Annotated in this window: 10 protein-coding genes and 2 tRNA genes; 11 read left to right on the forward strand and 1 reads right to left on the reverse strand. The window is 62.7% G+C overall.

Annotated features, from left to right (window positions below; all coding sequences use genetic code 11):
- Window positions 1-19: 19 nt before the first annotated feature.
- Together carB and greA are read left to right on the forward strand one after the other, a co-directional pair.
- Window positions 20-3,253 (forward strand): carbamoyl-phosphate synthase large subunit, encoded by a 3,234-nt coding sequence (carB, locus tag DOM54_RS06655; RefSeq protein ID WP_110715578.1) that lies wholly within the window; start codon window positions 20-22, stop codon window positions 3,251-3,253.
- Window positions 3,246-3,722, forward strand: a complete 477-nt coding sequence (gene greA, locus DOM54_RS06660; protein ID WP_110715579.1) for a transcription elongation factor GreA — start codon at window positions 3,246-3,248, stop codon at window positions 3,720-3,722. Before carB ends, greA begins: the two co-directional genes overlap by 8 nt.
- A 208-nt stretch (window positions 3,723-3,930) precedes the next feature.
- Here greA and DOM54_RS06665 read toward each other — a convergent pair whose 3' ends face one another.
- Window positions 3,931-4,257, reverse strand: coding sequence for a YhbY family RNA-binding protein (locus tag DOM54_RS06665; protein WP_110707090.1), 327 nt, complete (start codon window positions 4,255-4,257; stop codon window positions 3,931-3,933).
- A gap of 231 nt (window positions 4,258-4,488) precedes the next feature.
- Here DOM54_RS06665 and rlmE point away from each other — a divergent pair, with 231 nt between their 5' ends.
- From rlmE to rimP, 9 genes are all read left to right on the forward strand, one after another.
- A complete protein-coding gene (gene rlmE / locus DOM54_RS06670; RefSeq protein ID WP_110715580.1) occupies window positions 4,489-5,154 on the forward strand; it encodes a 23S rRNA (uridine(2552)-2'-O)-methyltransferase RlmE in 666 nt (221 codons plus the stop codon).
- Between the two features lie 90 nt (window positions 5,155-5,244).
- The gene (gene ftsH / locus DOM54_RS06675) at window positions 5,245-7,212 is read left to right on the forward strand and encodes an ATP-dependent zinc metalloprotease FtsH (protein WP_110597721.1); all 1,968 of its coding nucleotides are present in this window, start codon (window positions 5,245-5,247) and stop codon (window positions 7,210-7,212) included.
- A gap of 150 nt (window positions 7,213-7,362) precedes the next feature.
- Window positions 7,363-8,232 carry a dihydropteroate synthase gene (folP, locus tag DOM54_RS06680; RefSeq protein WP_476748603.1) on the forward strand — a complete coding sequence of 290 codons (870 nt, stop codon included), beginning with the start codon at window positions 7,363-7,365 and terminating at the stop codon, window positions 8,230-8,232.
- A complete protein-coding gene (gene glmM, locus DOM54_RS06685) occupies window positions 8,225-9,610 on the forward strand; it encodes a phosphoglucosamine mutase (protein WP_110715582.1) in 1,386 nt (461 codons plus the stop codon). Before folP ends, glmM begins: the two co-directional genes overlap by 8 nt.
- A gap of 79 nt (window positions 9,611-9,689) precedes the next feature.
- Window positions 9,690-10,439 (forward strand): triose-phosphate isomerase, encoded by a 750-nt coding sequence (gene tpiA / locus DOM54_RS06690; protein WP_110715583.1) that lies wholly within the window; start codon window positions 9,690-9,692, stop codon window positions 10,437-10,439.
- Between the two features lie 4 nt (window positions 10,440-10,443).
- On the forward strand, window positions 10,444-10,824 hold the full coding sequence (gene secG / locus DOM54_RS06695; protein ID WP_110715584.1) for a preprotein translocase subunit SecG: 381 nt from the start codon (window positions 10,444-10,446) through the stop codon (window positions 10,822-10,824).
- Window positions 10,825-10,908: 84 nt separating this feature from the next.
- Window positions 10,909-10,995: transfer RNA gene (locus tag DOM54_RS06700), tRNA-Leu, on the forward strand.
- Window positions 10,996-11,129: 134 nt separating this feature from the next.
- Window positions 11,130-11,206 (forward strand) — tRNA-Met (locus DOM54_RS06705).
- Between the two features lie 174 nt (window positions 11,207-11,380).
- Window positions 11,381-11,842: a ribosome maturation factor RimP gene (rimP, locus tag DOM54_RS06710; protein WP_110715585.1), complete on the forward strand. Its 462-nt coding sequence runs from the start codon at window positions 11,381-11,383 to the stop codon at window positions 11,840-11,842.
- Window positions 11,843-11,894 lie beyond the last annotated feature (52 nt).

Genomic DNA, 11,894 nt, shown 5'->3' on the forward strand with positions numbered 1-11,894 from the left:
TTTCGACGAGTGTTAGCGCATGCCAAAACGTACGGATCTCGACAGCATTCTGATCATCGGCGCCGGCCCCATCGTCATCGGGCAGGCGTGCGAATTCGACTACTCCGGGGCCCAGGCCTGCAAGGCACTGCGCGAAGAGGGCTACCGCGTCATTCTGGTCAACTCCAACCCGGCGACCATCATGACCGACCCGGTGATGGCGGACGCTACCTATATCGAGCCGATCACCTGGCAGGCAGTGGAGCAGATCATCGAGCGTGAGCGCCCGTCGGCGATCCTGCCGACCATGGGTGGCCAGACCGCGCTCAACTGCGCGCTGGACCTCGACAAGCATGGCGTGCTCGAGAAGTACGGGGTCGAGATGATCGGTGCCAATGCCGATGCCATCAACAAGGCCGAAGATCGCGACCTGTTCGACAAGGCGATGAAGAACATCGGCCTGGAGTGCCCCAAGGCGAAAGTGGCGCACACCATGGACGAGGCGTGGGAGATCCAGGCCACGCTCGGTTTCCCGGTGATCATCCGGCCTTCCTACACCATGGGCGGCTCCGGCGGCGGCGTGGCCTACAACAAGGAGGAGTTCGAGGAGATCTGCGATCGCGGCTTCGAACTCTCCAACAACCACGAGCTGCTGATCGACGAGTCCCTCCTCGGCTGGAAGGAGTACGAGATGGAGGTCGTTCGTGACAAGAACGACAACTGCATCATCGTCTGCGCGATCGAGAACTTCGACCCCATGGGGGTGCATACCGGCGACTCCATCACCGTCGCGCCAGCGCAGACGCTGACCGACAAGGAGTACCAGATCATGCGCAACGCATCGCTTGCGGTGCTGCGCGAGATCGGCGTCGAGACCGGCGGCTCCAACGTCCAGTTCGGCGTCGATCCCGACACCGGGCGCATGGTCGTGATCGAGATGAACCCGCGCGTCTCCCGTTCCTCGGCGCTGGCATCCAAGGCCACCGGTTTCCCGATCGCCAAGATCGCCGCCAAGCTGGCGGTGGGCTACACCCTGGACGAGCTGCAGAACGACATCACCGGTGGTGCCACGCCGGCCTCGTTCGAGCCGTCGATCGACTACGTGGTCACCAAGATCCCGCGCTTCACCTTCGAAAAGTTCCCCCAGGCCAACGACCGCCTGACCACCCAGATGAAGTCTGTCGGCGAGGTGATGGCGATCGGCCGCACCTTCCAGGAGTCGATGCACAAGGCGCTGCGCGGGCTCGAGATCGGTGTCGACGGGCTCGACCCCAAGGTGGCCGACTTCGGTCCGGAGAACATGGCGCTGATCAAGGGCGAGCTGCAGGCCGCCGGCGCCGACCGCATCTTCTATATCGCCGACGCCATGCGCAGCGGCATGAGCGTGGACGAGGTGTTCGCGCTGACCAATATCGATCGCTGGTTCCTGGTCCAGCTCGAGGATCTGATCCTGAGCGAGGCGGCGATCATCCAGCGCTCGCTGCACGATTTCAGTGCCGACGAGCTATATCGTCTCAAGCGCAAGGGTTTCTCCGATGCCCGGCTGGCGTCGCTGCTCGGCGTCTCGGAGGGTGAGTTCCGCAGCCGTCGTCAGCAGCTCGACATTCGTCCCGTCTACAAGCGGGTCGATACCTGTGCCGCTGAATTCGCCTCCGACACCGCCTACATGTACTCCACCTACGAAGAGGAGTGCGAGGCCGACGTCAGCGATCGCCAGAAGATCATGGTGCTGGGCGGTGGACCCAATCGGATCGGCCAGGGCATCGAGTTCGACTACTGCTGCGTGCACGCGGCTCTGGCGATGCGCGAAGACGGTTACGAGACCATCATGGTCAACTGCAATCCGGAGACCGTCTCCACCGACTACGACACCAGCGATCGGCTCTATTTCGAGCCGGTGACCCTGGAGGACGTGCTCGAGATCGCCGACAAGGAGAAGCCGGTCGGCGTGATCGTCCAGTTCGGCGGTCAGACCCCGCTGAAACTGGCACGGGCGCTGGAAGCCGCCGGCGTACCGATCATCGGCACCACTCCGGACGCGATCGACCGCGCCGAGGATCGCGAGCGCTTCCAGCAGATGATCGACAAGCTGGGCCTCAAGCAACCGCCTAACGCCACTGCACGCAGCTTCGATGAGGCCTTCGCCAAGGCCGAGAAGATCGGCTATCCGCTGGTGGTGCGACCGAGCTACGTGCTCGGCGGTCGCGCCATGGAGATCGTCTACACCGCCGAGGAGCTGGAGCGCTACATGACCCACGCGGTCAAGGTCTCCAACGACTCGCCGGTGCTGCTGGACCATTTCCTCAACGCGGCGATCGAGATCGATATCGATGCGGTCAGCGATGGCGAGCAGGTGGTGATCGGCGGCATCATGCAGCATATCGAACAGGCCGGCGTGCACTCCGGTGACTCCGCCTGCTCGTTGCCGCCTTACTCGCTGCCGGCGGAGGTTCAGGACGCGATGCGCGACCAGGTCAAGCAGATGGCGGTCGAGCTCAACGTGGTCGGCCTGATGAACGTGCAGCTGGCGTGGCAGGATGGCGAGATCTACGTCATCGAGGTCAATCCACGCGCCTCGCGCACCGTGCCGTTCGTCTCCAAGTGCATCGGCACCTCGCTGGCACAGGTGGCGGCGCGCTGCATGGCCGGCACGACCCTGGCCGAGCAGCAGTTCACCCGCGAGATCATTCCGGGTTACTACAGCGTCAAGGAAGCGGTCTTCCCGTTCAACAAGTTCCCGGGGGTCGATCCGATCCTGTCGCCGGAAATGAAGTCCACCGGCGAGGTGATGGGCAGCGGCGCGACCTTTGCCGAGGCCTTCTACAAGGCGCAGTTGGGCGCCGGCGAAGCGATTCCGAGACTGACCGGGGAGCGCAAGGCGTTCCTCTCCGTGCGCGAGCCGGACAAGCAAGGTGTTATCGAGGTGGCCCAATCTCTGCTAGCCTTGGGTTTCAGTTTAGTGGCAACGCGGGGTACGGCCAGGGCTCTGGAAGGGGCCGGTCTGTCCGTTGCCGTCGTCAACAAGGTTTTTGAAGGCCGTCCGCATATCGTCGATCTGCTCAAGAACGACGAGATCGCCTATATCGTGAATACCACGGAAGGCCGTCAGGCGATCAATGATTCCTCGGTCATCCGGCGCACCGCACTGGCGCGCAAGGTCCCCTATGCCACGACGCTGGCCGGGGCGCGCGCCGTCTGCATGGCGCTGGAGTATGGCAACGAGATCACGGTGCGGCGGCTGCAGGAACAGCATGCAGGAGCAGTCCATGAATAAAGTCCCGATGACCGTCCACGGCGAGCAGGCCTTGCGCCAGGAGCTGGAGCAGTTGAAGGGCGTCGATCGCCCCCGGGTGATCAGCGACATCGCGGAAGCTCGCGAGCACGGCGATCTCAAGGAGAACGCCGAGTATCACGCCGCCCGCGAGCAGCAGGGTTTCATCGAGGGGCGTATCCAGGAGATCGAGGGCAAGCTGTCCGCGGCGCAGGTCATCGACGTGACCAAGATGCCGAAGACCGGCAAGGTGATCTTCGGCGTGACGGTCGAACTGCTCAATCTCGAGACCGACGACGAGGTGCGCTACCGAATCGTCGGCGAGGACGAGGCCGACATCAAGGCCGGCAAGATCTCGGTCACCTCGCCGATCGCCCGTGCGCTGATCGGCAAGAGCGAGGGCGACGTGGTCAACGTTCGCACGCCGGGCGGGGACGTGGAGTACGAGATCTCCGGCGTCGAGCATCTGTGACCGGCTGCGCCGGAAGTGAAAAGTGATTAGCTTGAAGAGCGGCGCTGCGCGCCTGGAAGCCTGAAGCTGGAAGAAAAACACCCCGCAGTGATTTGGCTGCGGGGTGTTTTTGTCTGTACGGTCGCGGGATTCTGTCGACTTCCAGCTTCCAGCTTCCAGCTTCCAGCTTCCAGCTTCCAGCTTCCAGCTCCGGGCATAGCCCGGCTGCTCAGTGCCGTCCGTGATGCTCCTCGGCGCGTTGAACGTTGGAGAGCTTGGGATTGGCTTTCGGGTTGTGGCGGTAGAGCAGCGCCGTCTTGCCCAGCGACTGGACCAGTTCCGCGCCGGAGAGCTCGATCAGCTCCTCGATCATGGCCTGGCGCTCTTCCCGTTCGGGAATCGCCAGCTTGATCTTGATCAGCTCGTGATCGCGCAGGGCGCGCTCGAGCTCCTGCTGAGCGCCCTCGCTCAAGCCGTTTTCACTCACCGTGACGATCGGCTGCAGGTGATGGCCGATGCTGCGAAAGGCTTTCTTTTGTGCGGATGATAGGCTCATGGTAGTCTGACCGTTGGACTTCGCGATATTTTACAGCGGTGCTGCAATCGGTCTCACCACCGCACTGTCGAAACGCGACATGGTACGGGTTTCGGTCGCCGCGGGAAAGATGTCGTTGGCGTGCGGCCCCTGTAGCGGTGATGGTGATTCCCTGCCGGCATCTTCTCTCCCGCAACCGGTCTTCAGTCCGCATCTCCATCCTTTCTTCGAGCTTTTTTCAGGTGATCTCCAGTGGCGCGCTCCTCCAGGCCCAGTCCCGACAACGCCGGTTCCTCGACGCGCCAGAGCAAGAGCAGCGCGGGCTGGCTGAAAGAGCATTTCGACGACCGTTATGTCCAGCAGTCCTGGAAGGATGGTTATCGTTCGCGTGCAAGCTATAAGTTGCTGGAGCTCGACGAGCGTGACAAGTTACTCCGGTCCGGCATGGCGGTGATCGACCTGGGGGCTGCGCCGGGAGGGTGGAGCCAGGTCGCCGCCGAGAAGGTCGGCAGCGACGGGGTGGTGATCGCGTCGGACATCCTGGAGATGGATGCGCTGGCCGGCGTCGACTTCATCCAGGGCGACTTTACCGAAGCGTCGGTACTGGAGGCGATTTTGGCTACGCTAGGGGGGCGCTCCGTCGACCTGGTGTTGTCCGACATGGCCCCGAACATGAGCGGCATGGCGGCGATAGACCAGCCCCAGGCGATGTATCTGGTCGAGTTGGCGCTCGATCTGGCGCGGCAGACCTTGGCACCCGGCGGTCATTTTCTGGCCAAGGTATTTCAGGGCGAAGGATTCGATGACTACCTGCGAGAGCTGCGCGGCAGTTTCCGCAAGGTGGTCACGCGCAAGCCGGAGGCTTCCCGGGCTCGATCCCGAGAAGTCTACCTGCTGGCGCAGGGATTTCATGGCTAGGCTTGCAAGCGTGGTTGAACGCCCCCATCTGGTGTAGTGTCAGATCACGGCAAGCGCAGGCAGCAAGATTCGTACTACGAGGGTGGTGTCTTGAACGACATGGCGAAGAATCTAATTCTCTGGTTGGTCATCGCAGCCGTGCTGCTGACGGTGTTCAACAACTTTAGCGTCGATAGCTCGCCGCACACGACGAGCTATTCGCAGTTTGTGCAGCAGGTCCAGAACGACCAAGTGCGCAGCGTGACCATCGACGGCTACACCATCAACGGTGAGCGCAAGGATGGCACGCAATTCCAGACCATTCGCCCCGCCGCCCAGGATCCCAAGCTGATGGACGATCTGTTGGCGCATGATGTCACGGTCGTCGGCCAGAAGCCCGAGGAACAGAGCTTGTGGACGCGCTTGCTGATCGCCAGCTTCCCGATCCTGTTGATTCTGGGCATCTTTATCTTCTTCATGCGGCAGATGCAGGGTGGTGGCAGTGGCCGGGGCGGCCCGATGAGCTTCGGCAAGTCAAAGGCGAAGCTGCTGAGCCAGGATCAGATCAAGTCCACCTTTGCCGACGTCGCCGGCTGTGACGAGGCCAAGGAGGAGGTGGTCGAGCTGGTCGACTTCCTCAAGGATCCTTCGAAGTTTCAGCGCCTGGGTGGCCAGATACCCCGTGGCGTGTTGATGGTGGGCCCCCCGGGTACCGGCAAGACGTTGCTGGCGAAGGCGATCGCCGGTGAGGCCAAGGTGCCGTTCTTCAGCATCTCCGGGTCCGACTTCGTCGAGATGTTCGTCGGTGTGGGTGCCTCCCGCGTCCGTGACATGTTCGAGCAGGCCAAGAAGCAGGCGCCGTGCATCATCTTCATCGACGAGATCGATGCCGTCGGTCGCCATCGTGGCTCCGGCATGGGCGGCGGTCATGACGAGCGCGAGCAGACCCTGAACCAGTTGCTGGTCGAGATGGATGGCTTCGAGGCCAACGACGGCATCATCGTCATTGCCGCCACCAACCGTCCCGACGTGCTGGATCCGGCGCTGCTGCGTCCGGGCCGCTTCGACCGTCAGGTCACCGTGCCGCTGCCCGACATTCGGGGCCGTGAGCACATCCTCAACGTACATCTGCGCAAGGTGCCGATGGCCGACGGTGTCCAGGCCAGCATCATCGCTCGTGGCACACCGGGTTTCTCGGGGGCCGACCTGGCCAACCTGGTCAACGAGGCGGCGCTGTTCGCGGCACGACGCAATCGACGCACCGTGGGTATGGAAGAGCTGGAGCTGGCCAAGGACAAGATCATGATGGGCGCCGAACGTCGGTCCATGGTGATGTCCGAGAAGGACAAGCTCAACACGGCCTATCATGAAGCCGGTCATGCCATCATCGGTCTGGTGATGCCCGAGCACGACCCGGTCTACAAGGTCACCATCATCCCGCGTGGGCGTGCGCTGGGCGTGACCATGTTCCTCCCCGAGGAAGACCGCTACAGCTATTCCCGTCAGCAGATCATCAGCCAGCTCTGCTCGCTGTTCGGTGGCCGGATCGCCGAAGAGATGACGCTTGGGCCGAATGGGGTCACCACCGGTGCCTCCAACGACATCAAGCGGGCAACCGAACTCGCACACAGCATGGTGGCCAAGTGGGGGCTCTCCGAGGAGATGGGGCCGCTGATGTACGACGAGGACGAGTCCCACCAGTTCCTCGGTGGTCCCGGTCAGGGTGGCGGCAAACTGAGTTCTGGTGAGACTTCGACCCGCCTCGACAAGGAGGTGCGTCGCATCATCGACGAATGCTATGCCATGGCGCGCAAGATTCTCGAGGACAATCGCGACAAGCTCGACCTCATGGCCGAAGCGCTGATGCAGTACGAGACCATCGACGCTGCCCAGCTCAAGGACATCATGGAAGGTCGCCCGCCGCGTCCGCCGAAGGATTGGGGTGACGATGGCCCGAGTTCGGGTTCTGGCCGGCCGGTCAGCGATCCTGAGCCGCAGCCAGGCGATGAAGGCACGTCGGATGACGAGCCTGGTAACCGCCGCCCTTCGGATCCTCTGGGCGGGCCGTCAGGGCTTTGAGGTGATCCGGCGGTTCGCAGCCGATTCGGGTTCGAACGACTCGGCATCAACCAGCAGGGCGTCAGATATGGCGCCCTGCTGCGTTGTGAGGCGGTTGCGAAACCGTACCGGCCTACCTAGAGTGGGCGCTTTTGCCAGCGACGACCTTCCATGACTGATTCTTCCTCTATCGGCGTTCGATTGCGCTGCGGCCATCACGATCTCGATCTTTCGCGCCCGCGCGTCATGGGCATTCTGAACGTGACGCCCGACTCCTTCTCCGATGGCAACCGGCATCGAGAGCTGGACGATGCGCGCCGTCATGCCGAACGGCTGCTGCGGGAGGGGGCCAATATCATCGATGTCGGCGGGGAGTCGACGCGCCCCGGCGCCGAACCTGTGCCTCTGGAAGAGGAGCGTGATCGGGTGCTGCCGGTGGTCGAGGCGCTGGTGCGGGAGTTCGGCGCGTTGGTCTCGGTCGACACCAGTACCCCGGAGCTGATTCGCGAAGCCGCTGCGGCCGGGGCGGGGATGCTCAACGACGTGCGCGCGCTGACGCGACCCGGAGCGCTGGCGGCGGCGGCGGCCACCGAATTGCCCGTGTGTCTCATGCACATGCGCGGAGAGCCGGGCACGATGCAGCAGGCGCCGTACTACGCCGAGCCGATCGAGGTGGCGGTGATCGACTTCCTGCGCCAGCGCGTCGCCGCCTGCGAGCAGGCGGGTGTTCCGCGTGAGCGGCTGCTGATCGATCCGGGCTTCGGCTTCGCCAAGACGCTGGAACACAACCTTCAACTGCTCAACCGGCTGAGTGCGCTCGAAGCGCTCGATCTGCCGCTGCTGGTCGGGATGTCGCGCAAGCGCATGATCGGCCAGGCGCTGGGCCGGTCGGTCGATCAGCGCCTGGCTGGAGGTCTCGCGTTGAGCGTGATGGCGGTCGAGCGTGGCGCTAGAATAGTCAGAGTGCACGATGTGGCAGCCACGGTCGACGCGATCGGCATGGCTTGGGCTGTGCTTCAGGAACGGAGCGATCATGAGTAGACGTTATTTTGGTACCGACGGTATTCGCGGCACCGTCGGCGAGTATCCGATCACCGCCGATTTCATGCTCAAGCTGGGGTGGGCGATGGGGCGCGTGCTGTCTCGCAAGCTATCCTCCCATCAGACCCGGCAGCGATCTTCCCAGTCGCCGCGGCCCAAGGTGATCATCGGCAAGGACACTCGTATCTCGGGCTACATGTTCGAGTCTGCGCTGGAGGCGGGGCTATCGGCCGCAGGGGCCGATGTCTCCTTGTTGGGGCCGATGCCGACCCCGGGTATCGCTTACCTGACCCGAACCTTTCGTGCCGACGCCGGCATCGTGATCTCCGCTTCGCACAACCCCTATCAGGACAACGGCATCAAGTTCTTCTCGGCGGAAGGGCTGAAGCTAGCCGACGAGGTCGAGGCGGAGATCGAGGACGAACTCGAGAAACCGCTGGAGACCATGGCGCCGAACCAGCTTGGCAGGGCGGTGAGAATCAACGATGCGGCCGGTCGCTACATCGAGTTCTGCAAGTCCACGGTCCATAATCGTCTCGAGCTGCACGGCCTGCGCGTCGTCCTGGATTGCGCACACGGCGCGACCTATCACATCGCCCCCAATGTCTTTCGGGAGCTCGGCGCCGATGTCAGCGTGATCGGTGGAGAGCCGGATGGCCTCAATATCAACCGCGACGTGGGGTCGACCCACTCCGAGCGTTTGCGCGAGGCTGTCCTGTCGTGTCAGGCCGACCTGGGCATTGCGTTCGATGGCGACGGCGATCGCGTACTGATGATCGACCGTCGGGGCGAGGCGGTGGACGGCGATGAGATTCTCTACATCATCGCGCGGGACCTCCATGCGCGAGGCAAGCTCAATGGCGGCGTCGTAGGCACGCTGATGACCAATTTCGGGCTGGCCGCGGCGTTCGAGAAGCAGGGGATTCCTTTCGAGCGGGCCAAGGTGGGAGATCGCTACGTCGTCGAGCGGCTGCTGGCCAACGACTGGCTGCTGGGCGGAGAGGCCTCGGGGCATATCGTCTGCCGTCACGTGCAGACCACTGGCGACGGCATCGTCTCCGCGCTGCAGGTGCTGGCGGTCATGGTGCGAGAGGGGGTGCCTCTGGATCAGTTGCTCGAAGGGTTCGAGAAGGCGCCACAGGCACTTGTCAACGTTCGCCTGCCCCCGGGTTCCGATGCCCGGGCGCTGTTGGAGAACCAGGCGTTGTGCCGGAGCGTGAAGTCGGTCGAAGAGGAGCTGGGCGGCGGTGGTCGAGTGCTGCTGCGGCCCTCGGGCACCGAGCCGTTGATCAGGGTCATGGTCGAAGGCCGGCCGAGATTCGATGTCCAGGCACTGGCACGGCGGATCGCCGATAGTGTCGAAACCTTGATCGCCTGAGCTGATCGGGTCGCCGACAGCAATTGTTGTCTTGTTGTCAAGGCTCTTATACCATGTCGCTCCACCGATGGGAGGTAGCATGCGCAAGCCGCTGATCGCAGGTAACTGGAAGATGAACGGCTCGGCAGAATTGATCGAGACGTTCGGTCGGACGTTTGCCGGGATTGAGTTTTCGTCGCCGGTCGATGTGGTGATCCATCCCCCGTTTCCCTATCTCGATGCGGCGCGCAGCGCTTTTGCGGGCACGCCTCTCGCGCTGGGCGCCCAGACGCTGAATCCGCTGCCCTCCGGGGCTCGCACCGGCGAGGTGAGTGGTCAGATGCTCGTCGAGTTCGGTGTCGAGTACGTGTTGGCCGGCCACTCCGAGCGTCGCCAGCTCTACCACGAAAGCGACGAACAGGTTTACGAGCGGGTCCTTGCTGCGCTCACCGCGGGGCTCAAGCCGATTCTCTGCGTGGGAGAGACCCTCGAGGAGCGCGACGCCGGTCGATCCGAGGAGGTCGTGCTGCGTCAGGTCGGCCATGTCATGGCCCGGCTTGAGCCCGGACAGCGTCGAATGATGACGATTGCCTACGAGCCGGTGTGGGCGATCGGGACCGGGCGCACTGCCACGCCGGAGCAGGCCCAGCAGATGATGGCTGCGATTCGCGGCTATCAGGCAAGCTACGACTCGGGGTTGGCCGATGCGCTACGCCTGCTGTATGGCGGTAGCATGAACGCGAGCAATGCACCGGAGTTGCTCGCCCAGGAAGATATCGACGGCGGCCTGATCGGTGGAGCTTCGCTCAAGGTCGCCGATTTCAAAGCGATTTGTCAGTCAGCAGGTTGATTTCATGCAGATAGCAGTTTTGTTGTTACACGTTCTCGTCGCCATTGCGCTGGTGGTTCTGGTCCTGCTTCAGCAGGGCAAGGGCGCCGAAGCGGGCGCCGCATTCGGCGGCGGCTCCTCGCAGACGGTGTTCGGCTCTCGCGGCAGCGGCGGGTTCCTGTCCAAGCTGACGGGTGGCCTGGCGGCGCTTTTCTTCGTGACCTCGCTGGGCCTGGCGTACTTCGCCGCCAATGCCGGCAGCGCGCCGCAGAGCGGTATTCCGGATGCCCAGGTGATCGAGCAGCAACATAATGGTGCTCCGACCCTTGACGATGGTGCCCAAAGCGGGAATAATGCTGCGCCAGCACTCGAGGAAGGTGGCGATCAGGAATCGTCAAATCCTTGAGTGGAAAGGAAAATTCGCTGCCTTCGATGAAAGCTATGAATGCAGCGAATTGAGTGTGGCGCGCAGGCGTTGCACGCCCCTGATGCCGAAGTGGTGGAATTGGTAGACACGCTATCTTGAGGGGGTAGTGACCTTACGGTCGTGCGGGTTCAAGTCCCGCCTTCGGCACCATCGTCAAGTTTTTCCGGTCTTTTCGACTTGAACCGCTGGACGGTACTGATGAATTCTTGTTGCTGAGGATTCGGCGATATCGCGGCCTTCCTTGACCCATCTCAAGGCCGTTCCTATAATCGCCAACCTGATGTTGCGGGGTGGAGCAGTCTGGTAGCTCGTCGGGCTCATAACCCGAAGGTCGTCGGTTCAAATCCGGCCCCCGCTACCAAGTTTTTTGAAAGGCCCCTTCCTGAGAAGGGGCTTTTTGTTAGCAGCCTTGTCGATGCCAGCGCTCGTCGCCGTTGATGGCGCTGCCGACGTCAATGCCAGTCAGCCACCTAGCACCTTGCATTTCTCTCAACTCCCGGTCAGGTGCCTGATGCAACTGCTGTAGGAGTCGTTTGTGGTCACCAAGGACGCAGCACTGTATGCGATCATCGAACCTGTGGTCACCGCCATGGGTTTCGAGTTGTGGGGCCTCGACTATCTGGCTCAGGGCAAGCATTCCAAGCTGATGATCTACATCGACAGCCCCGATGGAATCTCGGTCGACGACTGCGCGAGTGTCAGCCGTCAGGTCAGCGGCGTGCTGGATGTCGAAGATCCGATCTCGGGCAACTACAGCCTGGAAGTTTCCTCTCCAGGTCTCGATCGCCCGCTCTACACGCTCGATCATTTTTCGCGCTTCAGCGGTCATGTGGTGCAGCTCAAGCTACGCACCGCCTTCGATGGGCGTCGCAAGTTCCAGGGGCGCCTGGCCGGCATCGATGGCGACGAGGTGCTGCTGCACATCGATTCGGAAGAGTACTGCTTTCCCATCGAAAGCATCGATCAGGCTCGCGTCGTCCCGCAGTTCGACGACTGAATTCCATCACCTGTTGTTCGATGACTCAGTAATTCGAGACCAAGAATTCGAA

The sequence above is a fragment of the Salinicola acroporae genome (assembly GCF_003206615.1).
GTDB lineage: Bacteria > Pseudomonadota > Gammaproteobacteria > Pseudomonadales > Halomonadaceae > Salinicola > Salinicola acroporae.

Coding starts and splice junctions, on each gene's coding strand:
- glmM (WP_110715582.1), top strand. CDS start 8,225: ATGAGTAGACGTTATTTTGGTACCGACGGTATTCGCGGCACCGTCGGC.
- secG (WP_110715584.1), top strand. CDS start 10,444: ATGCAGATAGCAGTTTTGTTGTTACACGTTCTCGTCGCCATTGCGCTG.
- greA (WP_110715579.1), top strand. CDS start 3,246: ATGAATAAAGTCCCGATGACCGTCCACGGCGAGCAGGCCTTGCGCCAG.
- carB (WP_110715578.1), top strand. CDS start 20: ATGCCAAAACGTACGGATCTCGACAGCATTCTGATCATCGGCGCCGGC.
- tpiA (WP_110715583.1), top strand. CDS start 9,690: ATGCGCAAGCCGCTGATCGCAGGTAACTGGAAGATGAACGGCTCGGCA.
- DOM54_RS06665 (WP_110707090.1), bottom strand. CDS start 4,257: ATGAGCCTATCATCCGCACAAAAGAAAGCCTTTCGCAGCATCGGCCAT.
- folP (WP_476748603.1), top strand. CDS start 7,363: ATGACTGATTCTTCCTCTATCGGCGTTCGATTGCGCTGCGGCCATCAC.